Consider the following 15,905-nt stretch of genomic DNA (forward strand, 5'->3'; position numbering starts at 1 on the left):
CATGACTGCCCACGTGACCCCGCCCGCACGCCCCGCCACCTTGGAGGATGTTGCCGCGGTGGCGGGCGTCTCCCGGGCCACGGTGTCCCGGGTGATCAACGGCGCGACCACGGTGGACCCGGCGCTTCGGCGGGTCGTGGAGGAGGCGGTGGCCACCACGGGATACGTCCCCAATCGTGCGGCGCGCTCGCTCGTGACACGGAGGACGGACTCGATCGCCCTCGTCGTGTCCGAGCGGGAACGGCGGCCGGTCTCCGAACCGTTCATAGGCCGGATGTTCTCCGACCCGTACTTCGGCCGCGTGGTGAGCGGTCTGCTCGAGGTGCTCCGGCCCGCGGGCATCCAGATGGTCCTGATGCTGGCCGACGACGAGGCCTCGCGCAATCAGCTCCTGTCGTACCTGCGCCAGGGCCATGTCGACGGCGTGGTGCTGATCTCCTCGCACGCGGAGGATCCGCTGCCCGGGCTGCTCCATGACACGCGGCTGCCCGCCGTGCTCGCGGGCAGGCCCAGGCGGCCGTCCCCGCTCACGTACGTCGAGGCAGACCAGCGTGCCGGGGCCCAGCTGGCCGCCGACCACCTGGCGTCCCTGGGGCGTCTGCGCATCGGCACGGTCGCGGGGCCGCAGGACATGCCCGCGGGCCAGGCGCGCCTGACGGGGTTCCTGGACGCACTCGCCCTGCACGGCATCCACGACGTGGCGCGCGCCGAGGGCGACTTCACCCATGTGGGAGGCGCGTCGGCGATGCGGCAGCTGCTGCGTGACCGGCCGGACCTGGACGCGGTGTTCATCGCCTCGGACCTGATGGCGCTCGGCGCCCTGCCCGTGCTGCTGCGGGCGGGCAAGGACGTCCCGTCGGACGTGTCGGTGGTGGGGTTCGACGACAGCAGCGCGGCGCTGGCCTGCGATCCGCCGCTGACGACGGTGCGGCAGCCGGTGGAGGAAATGGCCGCGGAGATGGCACGGCTCCTGCTGAGGCAGATCGGCCGGCCGGGTGGCCCGACGCCCTCGGTCGTCTTCCATCCGACGCTGGTGGAGCGCAAGTCCACCTGACGTCGCGACCGCCGGGCAGGCCGGTGTCCGTCAGCCCCGCGCGCCCGGCAGGCCGGCGTCCGTGTCCACGTCGGGGAAGGGTTCGTCGGCCCGTTCCGCGCCGGTGAAGCCCTCGGTCCGCAACGGCACCTGGGGCCCGGAGAGCTCCCGCAGCCAGCGCGCCAGTATCCGGTGCACGGCCTCCGCACCCACCGGACCGCACGGGGCGGCCCCTCCCTCCGCCGCCACGACGTCCCTCGGGTCCGCCAGTGTGCGCGGCCAGAGCAGGAACGGCCGGGACTGTTCGCCACCGAGCCCGCCGTGCGAACCGATCTGCTCCTCGAAGGCGTGTACGCGGCCGGTCTCGGGGTCGTACATCGAATTGACCATGACGTCGGCGACGTGCGGAAAGGTGTCGGTGCGCCGCACCGCCTCGGCCGCGCCTGCCCCGAAGGCGGCGATCGGGCCCTGCCCGTCCGTCAGTTCGGGGACGGGGACCTCCGCCCCGCCGGGTCCCAGCACCACCGAGCCGTGCTCCTCGCTCCGCACGAGCAGGAAGCCGATGCCCGGATGGCCGGCGAGCGTGGCGAGCAGCGCGGGGTGGCGGCGTTCGAGCTCTTCGCGCGAGGCGCGCCCCTCGATGTCCGGGAAGGACAGCAGCCCGAGGTTGCCGGAGGCGAGCACGACCGGGTCGGACGGCGTCGCGGGATGCTCCGCCTCCTTCCCCCCGACGGGCCGGTGCAGCGCGATGCGTACGGCGTCACGCGCCTCGGACGCGCTGCGGGTGCGCTGCGCCCTGCGGGGTACGGGCAGCCCGCAGCCCGCCCTCACCAGGTCCTTCAGGGTGAGTCCGTACCTCCCGGCGAAGGTCTCCCCGGGGCTCTGGCCGTGGTCGGAGAGCAGCACGATCCGGTAGGTGCGCGGGGTGTGTTCCGCGACCTTCGCGATGAGTCCCAGGGAGCGGTCGAGGCGTGTCAGGACCTTCTCCGCGTCCCTGCTGTGCGGCCCCGAGTGGTGGGCGACCTCGTCGTACGCGACGAGGTCGGCGTAGACGGCGGTGCGTCCCGCGAACATGTCGCCGATGACCGCGGCGACCACGACATCGCGTTCGACGACCGTCGCGAACGCCCGGATGAAGGGGTACAGCCCGCCGCGCTTGACCCGGGGGGACTCCTTCCTGATCCGGGCCCGGGTGGACTGGCCGATCTCACGGCCCACTTCGGCGACGAAGGACAGCGCGGTCCGGACGGCGTTGGCCGGGTCGGAGAAGTACGCGAAGTATCCGGCGCGCGAGCGGCGCCCCTTGCCGCGCCTGGCGGCCATCGACAGGACGAGGGCGAGCTGGTCGGCACCGCCGCTGAAGAGGTTCCCCCGGCTCGCCCCGTCGACGGTGAGCAGGCCGCCGTCACGGGTGCGGACGATGGCCCTGCGCTGCAGCTCGAGTGCGCTCGCCGGCCTGCTGGAGACCATCACGGAGCCGGTCTCCTTCTCGTACCAGCGGAACGCGGGCACGTCGAAGTTGCTGCCGTGCAGGATGCCCAGCTGGCTGGCGCCGGTCTGGCTGGACCAGTCGGTGCTCCACGGGGTGAGCCGGTGGCCCGCCTCGTCGGCGAGGAGTCCGGCCACGGTCGGCATCAGACCGGCGGCGGCCGCCTGCTCGAGCACGTCGTGACCGACGCCGTCGAGCTGGACGAACACGATGCCCGGCGGGCCGCCGCGGCCGCCGTCCGCGGTGCCTGCGGTGCCGCTGCGACGGCGGCGCCGGTCGGCCAGCCGGGAGAGCCTTCGCCGGTAGGCATCGTCGTCGCGGACCGCGAGCGCGGTGGAGGTGGCCGAGGCGACGGCGGACATGACGGCCGCGACGACCACCGCGGTCTCCGGGTTGGCCGTCCCGCGCCCGTCCGGGATGAGCCGGAGGGCGATCAGCAGCAGCGAGCCGTTGAGGAAGAAGACCAGCGCGCCCAGCACCAGTGCGGGCACGATGAGCAGCGCCCGGACGAGGACCGGCCACACCAGTGCGGAGAGCAGACCGAAGGCGCCCGCCCCCCACGCCGCGGTGAACGCGGTCCTGGTGACGCTGTCACCGTCGTCGGACTGGAGCTGGAAGTCGGGCAGGATCCCGGCGAGGGCCAGCAGGGTGAGGGTGGAGACCGCCCACACCGCGACCACGCGCAGGAGGGCTCTGCCCGCCGTACGCCATCGCCCGTCACCCACGCCGCTCCACCTCATGTCCGGACCCGGTGCCGTCATGGGTCCGCATCCAGCTTTTCACAGCCGGTCCGTGCCCGGGCCGGTGGTCAGCAGCCGTCGTATCCCGCGGTCGGCATGGAGAGTCTGCGGTGGACGCTCGCCTTCGTGCGCGCGGTGTACACGGGCTCGGCGAGGCCGGCGAGCTCCAGCCGTACGCCGCGCCGCGCGCACTCGGCGGCGAAGTCCGGCACCGAGACGACGGCCCGGGCGAGCACCCGGTCGTTGGGGGCGACGAACAGTTCGACCTGGCCGCCCTCGACGTCGGCCCACAGCGCGTGGTGGTCGGGGCGCAGCCCGTAGACGCGCAGCTGGCGGGTGACGACGTACCCCTGGTCGGCGGCCCAGCGCGCGCACATGGCGTGCTGGCTGCGGGTATCGACGATGAACGGATCGCCGTCGAGCTCTTCCAGCGGTGTGAGACTGGCGATGGCCGCCACCCGTACGCCGTCGATGACGTCCCCCATGAACGGATCCCCCCGCACTCGGATGCTGCGCCCGACCCTACCCCGGCCGTAGCCCTCCGTAGCCACGTGAACCCGGGCGGACAGGAGTGGAAAGGTGCGCACCGGCGTGAGGACGGCGCGGAGCGCCTAGGCTCGTACGGGACAGCGCATGGCCGGGACGGGTGCGCGGGCCGACGGATCGAGGAGGCAGGACGGTGGAGGTCACCTGGTGGGGTCATGCCACCTGCACGATCGAGGACTCCGGGGTCCGGGTGCTGACCGATCCTCTGTTCGTACGGCGCTTCGCGCATCTGCGCCGGCGCCGGGGCGAGGTGCCGCCGCCCGAGGCCGCTGTCGCGGACGCGGTCCTGATCTCCCACCTGCACTCCGACCACCTGCACCTCCCCTCCCTGGCCCGCCTCTCCCCGGGCAGTCTGCTGATCGTGCCCAAGGGCGCGACCGGGGCAGTACCGGGGCTGCGGGTGCTGCGCCGGATGCGCGGGCTGCGGATCACCGAGGTCGCCCCGGGCGACGAGGTCCGTGTCGGCGCGGTGCTGGTCAGGGCGGTACCCGCCCTGCACGACGGCCGGCGGCTGCCGGTCGGCCCGCACCGTGTGCCTGCCCTGGGCTTCGTGGTCGAGGGCGAGGCCCGCACCTACTTCGCCGGGGACACCGGGCTGTTCGACGACATGGCCGATGCCGTGGGGCCGGTGGACGTGGCGCTGCTGCCCGTCGGCGGCTGGGGTCCGTATCTCGGCCATCACCATCTGGATGCCGCCCGCGCCGCGCAGGCGCTGGCCATGCTGGCGCCGCGCTCCGCGGTTCCGGTGCACTACGGCACGTACTGGCCGATCGGGATGGACGGGGTCCGGCCGCACGAGTTCCACGCGCCGGGCGACGAATTCGTACGGCAGGCCGCGCTCGTGGCGCCGGGGGTGGCGGTGCACCGGCTGGGGCACGGCGAGCATGTGCGGCCGGAGGCCCGTAGATGATCCAGGAAGTCGTGCGGCAGCTGCCGACGGAGTCGACGCAGCAGGCCTTCGGCTATCCGTCGTTGTTCGCGCTGGTGGCGTTGGGGTCACTGGTGCCGGTGGTGCCGACGGGGGCGCTGGTGAGTTCGGCCGCCGTGGTGGCGTTCCACCAGACGTCACCGTTCGCCCTGCTGGTGGTCTTCGTGGTGGCGTCGGCCGCGGCGTTCCTCGGGGACATATGCCTGTACTGGCTGGGGCAGCGCGGGGTGCGGTCCAAGAACGGCTCGAGGTGGCTGGAAGCGATCAGCAGCCGGGCCGCTCCGGAGCGCCTTGCGCAGGCGCAGCAGAAGCTGGACGAGCACGGCGCGACGGTCCTGGTGCTGTCCCGGCTGGTGCCGGCCGGGCGGATACCGGTGATGCTGGCCTGTCTGCTCGGCGGGATGCCGCTGCGGCAGTTCGCCCGCGGTGACGTGCCGGCGTGTCTGGCGTGGGCCGCGACGTATCAACTGATCGGGATCCTGGGTGGTTCCCTCTTCGCCGAGCCGTGGCAGGGCGTGCTCGCCGCGGTCGCCCTGACGCTGCTGATCAGCGGGGCACCGGCGGTGTGGCGCAGACTGCGGGCACGGCTGGGCCACTGACCCGGAACGCTCAGCCGCCGAGGACACGTGAGCCGCCGACCGGCAGGTCCCAGAGGTCTTCGCGGGGGTATCCGGCCTGGTGCCAGGCGGTACGGAGTCGGATCAGCGGTTCGAGTACGGGTTCGGCGGAGAGCAGGAACGTCGCCCAGTGCATCGGTGCCATCGCCCGGGCGCCGAGGTCCTCGTACGCCTGCACGGCCTCCTCGGGGTCCGTGTGCACGTCCGAGAGCCACCAGCGCGGTTCGTACGCGCCGATGGGCAGCATCGCCAGGTCGAGTCCGGGGTAGCGGCGGCCGATCTCCTTGAACCAGTGCCCGTAGCCGCTGTCCCCCGCGAAGTAGATCCGCCGCCCCTGCCGGTCGCCGAGGACCCAGCCGCCCCACAGGGAGCGGCAGGTGTCCACGAGGGTGCGCTTGGACCAGTGGTGGGAGGGCACGAAGTCGAACCGCACACCGCCCAGTTCCGCCGACTCCCACCAGTCGAGCTCGGTGACGCAGGTGAACCGGCGGCGCCGGAACCAGGAGCCGAGTCCGGCGGGGACGAACAGCGGAGTGGCCCGGGGCAGCCTGCGCAGGGTCGGGGCGTCCAGGTGGTCGTAGTGGTTGTGGCTGATGACGACGGCGTCGACCGGCGGCAGTTCCTCCCAGCGGACGCCGACCGGGGTGATCCTGGCCGGGGTGCCGAGGATCCGGCGCGACCAGACCGGGTCGGTGAGGACGGTGAGCCCGCCGACCCTGACGATCCAGCTGGCGTGTCCTGCCCAGGTGACGGCCATCGTGTCCGTCCCCGCGGCGGGCAGCGGGCCGGGAGCGTACGGCAGCCGGTGGATCCCCCGCAGCCCTTCGGTGTTGGGCCGCATGGCGCGCTCGCGGGCCAGCCGCGTCATGCCCCTGACACCCGGGAGCGGGGCGGTGAGGCGGTCCGCGAAGCTGCTGGGCCAGGACCGGACCTCACCGAGGGGGCGCGCCGGGACGACGTGGCCGGTGGCCGCGGGGCCGGGATCCGCGACCGGGCGCTCGGTCTGTTCCGTCATCGAGAGGCTCCTGTCATCGGAGTTCATCGAGGGCTGCTGCGAAAATGCTCAACGCTTGTGCGACATGGGGCAATTTCAAGGGCTCCACCGCAGTGAGGGACTCCATCTGCTCCTGCGGGGTTGAGCCGAGCAGCGGCCCCGTGCCCAGCCGGACCCTCAGGGCGCCCAGTTCGTCCCCGAACCGGTGCCCGCCCGGAGTCGGGGTGCCGAGCCGCTGCGTCAGGTACTCCTCCAGCTCCATGGAGTCCGTGACGCCCCGGGCGGCCAGCCGGGTGCGCAGCGGGCCGAGGTCGGCGTAGAGGTGCCGGCCCGCCTGCGGGGGCCTGGCCAGCGCGCCGGCGGTGAGCACGGCCCGGTGCGCGGCGGGGGCGACCTGGGCCTGGAGACCGGCGGCCTGCCGGATCCTGTCCGTGACCGCCTCCGGTTCCCTCAGCGCGTGGGCGGCCGCCCGCGCGACGGGTTCCGCCACGAGGGCGCCGAGGGCAGTGAGGATGTCGAGGGCGCGTGCGCGGCGGACGGCCGCGCGCCCGGTGGCCGGGAAACGGGCGACGGCGACCGGCCACGCGGACGGGGTCAGCGCACCCGCCAGGTCCACGAGGACGGTCACGTCGTCGGGGCACATCTCGGCGGGGCTGAGCAGGACCGTGTCGAGGGGCCGGTACACGGTGTCGCGCCAGGTCTCGTCGCTGACGATGTGCAGCCCCTCGCCGACGGCGGCCTCGCAGACCTCCCGGACGAGCTCCGGCGGGGCGACGGTGGCGGTCGGGTCGTCGACCACGGAGATCAGCAGCAGCCGGGGTCTGCCGCCCTCGGCACGGACCCTGCGTACGGTCTCCAGCAGGGCGAACGGGTCGGGTATGCCGCCGCACTCGGCGGGGGTGGGCACGTGGTACGCGGGCCGGCCGAGCAGCCGCGCCTGCGGCATCCAGGTGGCGGGGCAGGGACGGGGCATGAGCACATCGCCGCCGTGCGCGGCGATGAGCGCGAGAAGCAGCGGCTGGGCACCCGGGGCTGCCGCGATGTCCCCGGGGCCGCTGTGCAGTCCTCGCCGCTCCCAATAGGCGCAGGCGGCCTCCCGCAGGATCGTTCCGCCACCCGGGGGCTCGGGGCTGGTCCTGGCGGCCGAGGCGGCCAGCACGTCGGCCAGCTCCGGGAGCACGGGAAGACCGGGCTCGGGGGCGGGCGGCCCGTAGCGCACGGGGCCGTGGTCCTGCCGGACGGCGTGGGGCTTCCGCTCGCTCCAGTGCATCCCGGGGCCTCCTCCGCCTGCATCACCCTGGGCCCTTTATACGGAGGTTTCACCCGCCCCGCCCCCGCACCGGACCCAGATGTGGCGCCCGGGGCGGACGGGAGGCGCCCCGCGGACCGGGGCACCGCCGTCGAGGGAGGCAGGGGGCAGGTCACCCCGCGAACGGAACCCCCGCCACGCCACGCCCCGCGTCGGCCAGCACCAGCAGGGACCCCGACAGGGGATGCGGCGCCAGGACACCGGTCCGGGCCGAGGAGATGTACAGGTCGGCGAGGTCCGGCCCCCCGAACGCGCATGCCGTCGGCCGCCGGACCGGCAGCACCACGACCAGGTCCAGCCGGCCGTCCGGCGTGTAGCGCCGCACCGCCGCACCGTCCCAGAGGGCGGCCCACACACAGCCCTCGGCGTCCACCGTCAGCCCGTCCGGCCAGCCGGCGCCCGGTTCGACGACGGCGAACGGACGGCGGTTCGCAATGCGCTCGCCCTCCACGTCGAACACGTCGATCCGCCGCGTCGGGCTGTCGATGTAGTACATGAGCCGCCCGTCCGGGCTCCAGCCGGTGCCGTTGCTGACCGTCACCGTTTCCGGCACGACCGCCACGCTGCCGTCCGGCCCGATCCGGGACAGGCTGCCGCCCGCCTCCCGCTCGTCGTAGCGCATGGTGCCCGCCCACAGCGCACCGTCAGGTGCCACGGCCGCGTCGTTGCCCCGGCGCCCCGGGACGGGGTCTCGGGCCAGCCATGTGAAGGCCCCGTCGCGGTCGTACAGGCCGACGCCGTCCCGCAGATTGACCACGAGCCCACCGCCGGCCCGCGGCTTCGCCGCTCCGACGTGCTGTTCGGTGGCCATGACCGTACGGCGACCGCTCGACGGGTCGTACGTGTGGATCCGGGAGGAGAGGATGTCGACCCAGATCAGCCGTCCGGCAGCCGGGTCCCAGGTGGGGCCCTCACCGAGCTCGGCCCGTTCCCGTACGGCCACCTCCACGGTGGGCCTCACCCCTGTGCCCGGTGGTGTCCGAGCCTGCCGGACAACGCGTCCGCGCCGCCCGCCGCGAGCTGCGCGAGCTCCTCCTCGCGCTCCTCGCTCCAGCGGATCATCGGCACGGAGATGGAGAGCGCCGCGACGACCCGTCCCGACCGGTCCCGGACCGGCGCCGCCACACAGCTCACGTCCGGGTTCGACTCCCGGTGCTCGACCGCGATCCCCCGCTTGCGCACGACGGCGAGCGCGGCGCGCAGCTCTGTGGCGTCGGTGAGGCTGTTGTCCGTCATCGCGACGAGTTCGCGACCGTCGAGGCGTGCGTCGAGCTCCGCCTCGGGCAGGGCGGCAAGGAGCAGCTTGCCCACGGAGGTGCAGTGCGCGGGAAGCTTGCGCCCGGCGGCCGAGACCATGCGGACGGCGTGCGTGGAGTCCACCTTGGCGATGTAGATGACCTCGGTGTCCTCGAGGATCGCCACATGGACCGTCTCGCCGCAGGTCTCGGCGACCTCCCGGGCCACCTGCTGCCCCTCGGCCGCCAGGTCGAGCTGTTCCGCGTACCGGCTGCCCAGCTGGTACGTCCGCACGCCGAGCCGGTAGCGGCCGGGCTGCTCGGGGACCGTGACGAGGTAGGAGCGCGCGGCCAGCGTGGTGAGCAGTTCGTGGACGGTGGTCCTCGGCAGTTGGAGCCTGCGGGTGACCTCGGGGGCCGAGAGGGTTCCCTCGCCCTGGAGGAAGAGCTCGAGTACGTCCAGCGCCCTGGTCACCGCAGGGACGAGTCGCCCCATGATCGCCCACCCATCTCGTTCGACACTCCGGCCAATGACCGGAATTACGAACGCAGGCTAACGGCAGGAAACTTGTCCGGGCAATGTCCGCGACGCGCCGTAGAGGCCGGACACCGGGCAATTCATGGGATTGTCCTCGATTCGGCCGGGTTCCGACAGGGGTCGGTGTGCGCGCCTCCTGGTTCACGGCCCCGCGGCAGGGTATTCGCTGTCCCATGTCGACACCGCGCAACCTCTCCTCACCCACCCGCTGGCAGACCTGGCTCCATCAACGCGACCTCGCCGCCTTCCAGAGCGTGGCCGCACGGCACTGGCCTGGCGCCGAGCCCCTGCTGCCCCGGCTGAGCCGCAGCGCCAATCACGGGCTGCTGTGGTTCGGGGCGGCGGCAGGCATGGCGGCGCTGGGCAGCAGCGCACGCTCACGCAGGGCAGCACTGCGCGGCATCGCGTCCCTGGCCGTGGCCTCGGCGGCGATCAACACCGTGGGCAAGGGCGCGGTGCGCAGGGAACGCCCGATACTCGATCTGGTGCCGGTGATACGACAGCTCAAGCGACAGCCGTTCACCACGTCCTTCCCCTCCGGGCACGCGGCTTCCGCCGCGGCCTTCGCGACGGGTGTCGCCCTGGAGTCGAAGGGCTGGGGTGCGGTCGTCGCCCCGGTCGCGGTGGCGGTGGCCGCTTCCCGCGTCTACACCGGGGTCCACTATCCGAGCGATGTGGTGGCAGGTGCGGCTCTCGGCATAGGAGCGGCGTTCGCACTGCGGGGCGTCGTACCGACCCGTGGACAGCTGCCCGCGCCCGGGAGACCGCCGGCCGGTGCTCCGGCGATGCCGACGGGGCAGGATCTGGTCGTGATCGTCAACCAGGAGTCCGGCTCGGCAACCGCTACGGCCGACCTGGTCCGCGAGGCGCTGCCGCTCGCCGAGGTGGTGGAGTGCGCGCCCGCCGATCTGTCCGGGACGCTGGAGAAGGCAGCACGACGGGGCAAGGCACTGGGCGTCTGCGGAGGCGACGGCACGGTGAATCTGGCGGCGGCCGTCGCGGCGACGCACAGCCTGCCGCTCGCCGTGTTCCCCGGCGGGACCCTCAACCACTTCGCCTACGACCTCGGCATCGAGACGGTGCAGGACACGGTGGCCGCGCTCGCCGCGGGTGACGCGGTCCGGGTGGACCTCGGCCGCTTCCGGCCCGGCCCCCAGGGTCCCGGCGGGGCGCACGGCTACTTCCTCAACGCCTTCAGCCTCGGGGTGTATCCGGAACTCGTACGGACCCGGGAGCGCTGGGCACCCCGGATCGGCGGCTGGCCCGCGGGAGTGCTGGCGGCCGTCGAGGCGCTGCGCGGCGCACGCCCGCTGACGGCGGAAGTACAGGGACGGCGGCGGCCCCTGTGGCTGCTCTTCGTGGGGAACGGACTGTTCCAGCGGGTGGGCCCCGCCCCCGGCCGCCGGCACAACCTGGCGGACGGCCTGCTGGACGTCCGGGTGGTGCACGGCGGCCGGACCCCGGGTCTGCGACTGCTCGCCGCGGCGGTCGCCGGACCGCTGACCCGGTCGCCCGTCCATGCGGCGGTACGTCGCCACAGGGTGCGCATCTCCGGCCTGGCGCCGGGCACTCCGTATGCGTACGACGGTGAAGTGGCCCACTCCGGAAAGGAGTTGATGATCGACAAACTGCCGGAGGCGTTGACGGTCTACTGCCCGATGCCGGTCTGACTGTCCGTATGGCAAGACGCATATCTCAGGATGCGACATCGCGGCGTACCGTTGCCCTACCGCTTGCGAAGTCCCCAGAGAGGACGTACCGCCATGCCCAAGGAGACCGCCGTGTACACCCACGGTCACCACGAGTCGGTGCTGCGCTCGCACCAATGGCGGACCGCGGCCAACTCGGCGGCCTACCTCATCGGTGAACTCCGCCCGGGCCAGGCGGTGCTGGACGTGGGCTGCGGTCCGGGCACCATCACCGCCGATCTGGCGGCGCTGGTCGCCCCGGGCCGGGTGACCGCTGTCGACACGGGCCGCGACATCCTCGACCGGGCAGCCGCGACGGCGGCCGAACGCGGCCTGGAGAACATCGAGTTCGCCACGGCCGATGTGCACGCGCTGGACTTCCCCGACGACTCCTTCGATGTGGTCCACGCCCACCAGGTGCTCCAGCACGTGGGCGACCCGGTGCAGGCACTGCGCGAAATGCGGCGGGTGTGCCGGCCCGGCGGCGTGGTCGCGGCGCGCGACAGCGACTACGCGGCGATGACCTGGTACCCGGAAGTGCCGGGCATGGCGCAGTGGCAGGAGCTGTACGGCCGGGTGGCGCGCGCCAACGGGGGCGAGCCCGACGCCGGACGCAGGCTGCTGTCCTGGGCCCGGCAGGCCGGGTTCACCGACATCACCCCCACCGCGGCGGCCTGGTGCTTCGCCACCCCGGAGAACCGCGCCTGGTGGAGCGGCCTGTGGGCGGACCGTACGACGGCGTCGGTGTATGCGAAACTGGCCGTGGACGGCGGACATGCCGGCGCCGAACAGCTGACGGCCGTCGCGGCGGCCTGGCGCGCGTGGGGCGAGGAGCCCGACGGGTGGTTCATGGTGCCGCACGGCGAGGTGCTCTGCCGGCCCTGACCGACCGCGCTGCCGGGCGGATTCGATCACATGCCGTCCGGCCGCCGACTACCCTCGTGGGCATGGAAATCCTGGGAACCACGCTGCGAATCTGCGTCGACGACCTGGAGGCCTCGGTGGCCTTCTACGAGGGCCTCACCAGTACTCCGGCGCTGCGCTTCGAGCGTGGCGGGGTCTCGGTCGCCGCGATCGGCTGCTTCTTGCTGATGAGCGGCCCGGAGTCGGAGCTGGAGATTCTGCGCAAGGTGTCGGCGACCATCGCGGTCAAGGATGTCGACGAGGCCCATGCGGCCCTGACCCGGGTCGGGGCGCGGATCGTCGCGGGCCCGGTCCCCACCCCGGCCGGCCGCAATCTGATCGCCCTGCACCCGGACGGCTCGGTCTTCGAGTACGTGGACCGCAACGTGTCCGCCTGACGCGGATCGGCCGATGAACGCCGGGTGGCGTCATCGGCCGGATCACGCGCGATCGCCGTTGTCCTCGGCGATCAGGGTCTCAACGCAGGGGGCGCCGGCGCATCCTGAAGTCGTAGACGTCCGGCAGCGGGTCGTCGGTGACGGAGCGCCAGATCTCCTCCAGGATCTCGGCCCCTTCCCGCAGGTCGGCGACCTCGAAGCCGGCGTCGAAGACCGCGCGCACGGCCGCGGTGTCCCCTTCGGCCAGCAGGAGCCGGGCCTCCAGCAGCCGGAAGCGGCCCCGTGCCCGGATCTCCGGCCGCAGGCTTTCGAGCACCGTGCGGGCCGCGGCGGTGCGGTCGGCCGTCAGCAGTGCCTCGATGGCCTCACGGCCGAGGGCGGACGTCGCCGCCGTCCAGGTCTCGCCGTCGTCCCGGCGCTCCGCGCACAGGTCGTCGAAGGCTTCGGTGTAGTGGTCGGCGGCCCGTTCACTCTGGCCGCTCTCCCGGGCCGCCACGGCGAGACAGCGCAGCAGGGGCCAGCGGGACGGCGCGAGCGGGAGCCCGCGCTCCCAGCTGCGCACGGCCTGGGCCCGGTCGTCGGCGTGCCACTGCGCGATGCCCAGGTGGTATTCGGTGAGGGGTTCGGCGGGGGCCGTCTCCAGCATGTCGCGCCAGTGCGGGGAGACCAGGGACGGTCCGGGCGGAGCGACCCGCAGTGGTTGCGGGAAGGTGCCCTGCTCCAGCAACTCCAGCCAAGGAGCCTGCTGTTCACCGAGCGTGGACCGGTCGAAGGGCGTACCGGGAAGCTTGTACCCGGCGCGCCGGACCTCCAGCGCGCCCCAGCCGGAGCCGGTGGCGAGCACCTCGCCCGGTTCGGTGTCGGCGCAGCGGCGCCACGCCTCGTACGCGCCGTCCACGTCGGCACGCGGCAGGGCACGGGCAAGCTGCCGCTCGGTCTCGGCCCGGGCCGCCGCCCAGTCGTCGCCGTGCACGGCGGCCGGGTCCGCGGACAGCGGACCGTAGGCCTCGAGCCAGCTGAACTCGGCGCCCGCTTCGAGGGGGACGTGCTCCAGCTGGGTACGGGCGAGCCCGGCCTGGATCTCGGCGTACCCGCCCGTGCCGGGCTCGGTCAGCCACCGCTGCCAGCGACGTCCGCCGGTGCCGCTGCCCCAGAGGAAGAGCTTCCGGCCGCGCAGGACGTCGGTGGAGGTCTGGACGAGTCCGTGGCCGTCCCCGTCGAGAGAGGCGATCCAGCGCCGGGCGCCGTCGGGGACCTCGTAGAAGTAGTCGGCGGGGTATTCGCTGCGCAGGGGGTACGTGCGGTCGGTGCCGTCGGTCTCCGGGACGGGGACCCTGTTCAGGGTGTGCTCGTAGCCGAAGTGCCAGGCTTCGTCGGCGGGGGCCAGGACGCGGGTGTGCTCGTCCTCGGGGACGGCGATGTTGGACCACCAGTAGACGGGCGCGGGATGCTCGTGCGGGTTGCGTACGCGCACGCCGACGTACAGGAAGTCGGAGTCCTCGGGCAGCCACAGGTCCACCTGGTAGGGCAGGTCGCGCAGGCGTTCCCACTCCCAGAGCCGGAGCATGTCTCCCCCGTCGGGGGCCGTGACGAGGGCGGCGTGGACCGGGGCGCAGGACAGGGTGGTGTGTCCGGTCGCGCCGATGTTCCACTCGATGCCGCCGGAGAACCAGGCGCCGTTGAGCGCGAAGTCCGCGGGCTGCAGGACCGGGTTGCGGTACACGAGCTCGCGGCCGGTCGGCTTGTGGTGGAGGGAGTGGATACGGCCCCCCAGTCCTGGCAGGACGGTGGCGCGCAGCCGGTCGTTCTCGATGACGATCGCGTCCAGGGCGGTGGGCGTGCGGTCACGGCCGTACCCGTCGAGAATCCGGACCGGTAGGACGGTGCGCAGCGGCTCGTGCCCGAGCTGCCGCGCCATGTCCCGGGGCAGACCGTCCCGTTCGCGGCTGCCGACGGCGTGCATCTCGTCGAGTGGCCGCAGCGCGGCCAGTGGGTTCTCCGGCCCTGTCGGTGCTGCGGGCAGGGTAAGTACGGCACGTCGTACGGTCGTGGCCAAGACAACCTCGCTCCCTCGCGGGCCGCCACAGGTCCGGGCGCCCCCCGATGACCATGGAACACGCTGGACGGCGCCCCGGCCAGGGGGTCGAGGTGTCAGTCTTCGGCAAAGGCCGCGACGACCAGGTCGGTGAGCAGGGCGCCCGCGGTGGCGTCGGGGTCGAGATCCGGGTCGTAGACCGTGACGTTGAGCCCGGCGCAGCGCGGCGAGCGGACCAGGATCCGGAGCAGCGTCGCGAGTTCGTCGGGGAACAGCCCGCCGTCGTCGGGGCTGTCGACGGCGGGCATCACGCTCGGATCGAGGACATCGGCGTCGAGGTGCACCCAGAAGCCGTCGAGGAGGGGGATCTCCAGACTCTGCAGCACACCGTTCGCGAGTTCGGCGACGCCCCATTCCCGGAGCTCCCCGACGGTGGCGTTGGAGATCTTCAGCGCGGTCATGTCGGCACGGTCCTCGTCGTGGTCGCGCATCCCGAAGAGCCGGATGTCCTCGTCCCTGAGATAGGGCCCGAGCCCTTCCAGGTCGGTGAGGTCGGCCTGCCCGCGCCCGGTGGCGAGCGCGAGTTCCTCCCCGGCGGCGGCGCCGATACGGGTGCTGTTTCCCGGGTGGCGGAAGTCCGCGGAGCCGTCGACGGCGGCGAGTCCGTACCGCCCGATGCGGCGCAGGGCGAGGGTCGCGCCGAGCTGGACGGAGCAGTCGCCCCCGAGCACGAGCGGGAACTCACCGGCTCTCACGTGGCCCTCGATACGGTCGGCCAGGGTGCGGGTGTAGCGGGCGATGGCCGCCGCGTTGAAGACCCCGTCGCCCTCCTGCCAGTCGCCGAGGTCGTAGCGCGGCGGTACGACGACACCACCCTCGAACGCCCCGAGGCGCTGCACGATCCGCTGCTCACGCAACGCGCCGGCCAGCTTGTAGCAGCCGGGCACGGTGCCCGGCGCCGGGGGCCGGAGCCCCAGGTTGGAAGGGGCGTCGAGGACCACGATATTCCGCATGCGCTCCATCCTCACCGCCGTAGCCTTCGTCCTCAACGGTTTTCGAGCAGAGGGCAGGCAGGACGATGGACACGCAGCACACGTACCGGGTGATCGTGCGGGGCACCTGGGAGGGCCTGACGGACACGGACCGGGAACGGTTGCTGTCCGAGGCGCCGGAGCACGGGCTGACGGGGATGCAGTTCACCGAGGAGGGAAGCCTCACCTATGACTCCGCCCTGAAGCACTTCAGCTTCCGCTACGTGGTCGTCTCGGATGCCGCGGACGGTGAGGAGATGGCGGTGGCGATCGCCGAGGACCGTGCGCAGACGCAGCTCGCGGCGCGGGGTCACGGCCACGGGGTGCTGCGCTCCACCGCGACGGACATGGACACGATGAAGATCAACTACAAGGGGCGGCGGGGTCCGGGGGCGGCGTGACGGCCGACGGCCGGTGGCAC

The 15,905-nt window shown here is 73.1% G+C and carries 15 protein-coding genes; 7 read left to right on the plus strand and 8 right to left on the minus strand.

The features are described from left to right. The first annotated feature begins 1 nt into the window (after position 1). On the plus strand, positions 2–1,054 hold the full coding sequence (locus tag ACFQ6X_RS24850; protein ID WP_383184566.1) for a LacI family DNA-binding transcriptional regulator: 1,053 nt from the start codon (positions 2–4) through the stop codon (positions 1,052–1,054). Between the two features lie 30 nt (positions 1,055–1,084). Here the strand turns inward: ACFQ6X_RS24850 and ACFQ6X_RS24855 are convergent, their stop codons facing one another. Beyond that, positions 1,085–3,262, minus strand: coding sequence for a phage holin family protein (locus ACFQ6X_RS24855; RefSeq protein ID WP_383184628.1), 2,178 nt, complete (start codon positions 3,260–3,262; stop codon positions 1,085–1,087). A gap of 68 nt (positions 3,263–3,330) precedes the next feature. Beyond that, on the minus strand, positions 3,331–3,747 hold the full coding sequence (locus ACFQ6X_RS24860; protein WP_351169492.1) for a hypothetical protein: 417 nt from the start codon (positions 3,745–3,747) through the stop codon (positions 3,331–3,333). Between the two features lie 194 nt (positions 3,748–3,941). Between ACFQ6X_RS24860 and ACFQ6X_RS24865 the strand changes: the two genes are divergently transcribed. Together ACFQ6X_RS24865 and ACFQ6X_RS24870 are read left to right on the plus strand one after the other, a co-directional pair. Beyond that, positions 3,942–4,718, plus strand: coding sequence for an MBL fold metallo-hydrolase (locus tag ACFQ6X_RS24865; protein WP_383184567.1), 777 nt, complete (start codon positions 3,942–3,944; stop codon positions 4,716–4,718). Then, on the plus strand, positions 4,715–5,335 hold the full coding sequence (locus ACFQ6X_RS24870) for a DedA family protein (protein WP_383184568.1): 621 nt from the start codon (positions 4,715–4,717) through the stop codon (positions 5,333–5,335). The genes ACFQ6X_RS24865 and ACFQ6X_RS24870 overlap by 4 nt, the downstream gene beginning before the upstream one ends. 10 nt (positions 5,336–5,345) lie before the next feature. On the opposite strand, the gene ACFQ6X_RS24875 is transcribed toward ACFQ6X_RS24870, so the two are convergent. The 4 genes from ACFQ6X_RS24875 to ACFQ6X_RS24890 form a co-directional block, all read right to left on the minus strand. After that, positions 5,346–6,368: an MBL fold metallo-hydrolase gene (locus ACFQ6X_RS24875; protein WP_383184569.1), complete on the minus strand. Its 1,023-nt coding sequence runs from the start codon at positions 6,366–6,368 to the stop codon at positions 5,346–5,348. A 13-nt stretch (positions 6,369–6,381) separates the two neighbouring features. Further along, positions 6,382–7,617 (minus strand): aminotransferase class I/II-fold pyridoxal phosphate-dependent enzyme, encoded by a 1,236-nt coding sequence (locus ACFQ6X_RS24880; protein WP_383184570.1) that lies wholly within the window; start codon positions 7,615–7,617, stop codon positions 6,382–6,384. A gap of 151 nt (positions 7,618–7,768) precedes the next feature. Continuing rightward, entirely contained in the window at positions 7,769–8,617 is an 849-nt protein-coding gene (locus tag ACFQ6X_RS24885; protein WP_383184571.1) for an SMP-30/gluconolactonase/LRE family protein, read from the minus strand. Next, entirely contained in the window at positions 8,614–9,387 is a 774-nt protein-coding gene (locus tag ACFQ6X_RS24890) for an IclR family transcriptional regulator (RefSeq protein ID WP_383184572.1), read from the minus strand. Before ACFQ6X_RS24890 ends, ACFQ6X_RS24885 begins: the two co-directional genes overlap by 4 nt. Positions 9,388–9,602: 215 nt before the next feature. Here ACFQ6X_RS24890 and ACFQ6X_RS24895 point away from each other — a divergent pair, with 215 nt between their 5' ends. The 3 genes from ACFQ6X_RS24895 (at position 9,603) to ACFQ6X_RS24905 (ending at position 12,418) form a co-directional block, all read left to right on the plus strand. After that, positions 9,603–11,099 (plus strand): bifunctional phosphatase PAP2/diacylglycerol kinase family protein, encoded by a 1,497-nt coding sequence (locus ACFQ6X_RS24895; RefSeq protein WP_383184573.1) that lies wholly within the window; start codon positions 9,603–9,605, stop codon positions 11,097–11,099. Positions 11,100–11,192: 93 nt separating this feature from the next. Then, the gene (locus tag ACFQ6X_RS24900) at positions 11,193–12,002 is read left to right on the plus strand and encodes a methyltransferase domain-containing protein (RefSeq protein ID WP_383184574.1); all 810 of its coding nucleotides are present in this window, start codon (positions 11,193–11,195) and stop codon (positions 12,000–12,002) included. A gap of 62 nt (positions 12,003–12,064) precedes the next feature. Next, positions 12,065–12,418, plus strand: coding sequence for a VOC family protein (locus ACFQ6X_RS24905; RefSeq protein WP_329205772.1), 354 nt, complete (start codon positions 12,065–12,067; stop codon positions 12,416–12,418). Between the two features lie 79 nt (positions 12,419–12,497). On the opposite strand, the gene ACFQ6X_RS24910 is transcribed toward ACFQ6X_RS24905, so the two are convergent. Beyond that, a complete protein-coding gene (locus ACFQ6X_RS24910; RefSeq protein ID WP_383184575.1) occupies positions 12,498–14,474 on the minus strand; it encodes a DUF5107 domain-containing protein in 1,977 nt (658 codons plus the stop codon). A 95-nt stretch (positions 14,475–14,569) separates the two neighbouring features. Next, positions 14,570–15,466, minus strand: a complete 897-nt coding sequence (locus ACFQ6X_RS24915) for an arginase family protein (protein ID WP_383184576.1) — start codon at positions 15,464–15,466, stop codon at positions 14,570–14,572. 65 nt (positions 15,467–15,531) lie between these two features. Here ACFQ6X_RS24915 and ACFQ6X_RS24920 point away from each other — a divergent pair, with 65 nt between their 5' ends. Beyond that, positions 15,532–15,885: a DUF6204 family protein gene (locus ACFQ6X_RS24920; protein WP_383184577.1), complete on the plus strand. Its 354-nt coding sequence runs from the start codon at positions 15,532–15,534 to the stop codon at positions 15,883–15,885. Positions 15,886–15,905: the final 20 nt, after the last annotated feature.

This window comes from Streptomyces sp. NPDC056452 (assembly GCF_042796085.1).
Lineage (GTDB): Bacteria > Actinomycetota > Actinomycetes > Streptomycetales > Streptomycetaceae > Streptomyces.

What these genes read in the sequence shown, in the direction of transcription:
- ACFQ6X_RS24900 (WP_383184574.1), top strand. Translation starts at nt 11,193, where the DNA reads ATGCCCAAGGAGACCGCCGTGTACACCCACGGTCACCACGAGTCGGTG.
- ACFQ6X_RS24895 (WP_383184573.1), top strand. Translation starts at nt 9,603, where the DNA reads ATGTCGACACCGCGCAACCTCTCCTCACCCACCCGCTGGCAGACCTGG.
- ACFQ6X_RS24890 (WP_383184572.1), bottom strand. Translation starts at nt 9,387, where the DNA reads ATGGGGCGACTCGTCCCTGCGGTGACCAGGGCGCTGGACGTACTCGAG.
- ACFQ6X_RS24875 (WP_383184569.1), bottom strand. Translation starts at nt 6,368, where the DNA reads ATGACGGAACAGACCGAGCGCCCGGTCGCGGATCCCGGCCCCGCGGCC.
- ACFQ6X_RS24870 (WP_383184568.1), top strand. Translation starts at nt 4,715, where the DNA reads ATGATCCAGGAAGTCGTGCGGCAGCTGCCGACGGAGTCGACGCAGCAG.
- ACFQ6X_RS24905 (WP_329205772.1), top strand. Translation starts at nt 12,065, where the DNA reads ATGGAAATCCTGGGAACCACGCTGCGAATCTGCGTCGACGACCTGGAG.
- ACFQ6X_RS24920 (WP_383184577.1), top strand. Translation starts at nt 15,532, where the DNA reads ATGGACACGCAGCACACGTACCGGGTGATCGTGCGGGGCACCTGGGAG.
- ACFQ6X_RS24915 (WP_383184576.1), bottom strand. Translation starts at nt 15,466, where the DNA reads ATGCGGAATATCGTGGTCCTCGACGCCCCTTCCAACCTGGGGCTCCGG.
- ACFQ6X_RS24855 (WP_383184628.1), bottom strand. Translation starts at nt 3,262, where the DNA reads ATGAGGTGGAGCGGCGTGGGTGACGGGCGATGGCGTACGGCGGGCAGA.
- ACFQ6X_RS24860 (WP_351169492.1), bottom strand. Translation starts at nt 3,747, where the DNA reads ATGGGGGACGTCATCGACGGCGTACGGGTGGCGGCCATCGCCAGTCTC.
- ACFQ6X_RS24850 (WP_383184566.1), top strand. Translation starts at nt 2, where the DNA reads ATGACTGCCCACGTGACCCCGCCCGCACGCCCCGCCACCTTGGAGGAT.
- ACFQ6X_RS24880 (WP_383184570.1), bottom strand. Translation starts at nt 7,617, where the DNA reads ATGCACTGGAGCGAGCGGAAGCCCCACGCCGTCCGGCAGGACCACGGC.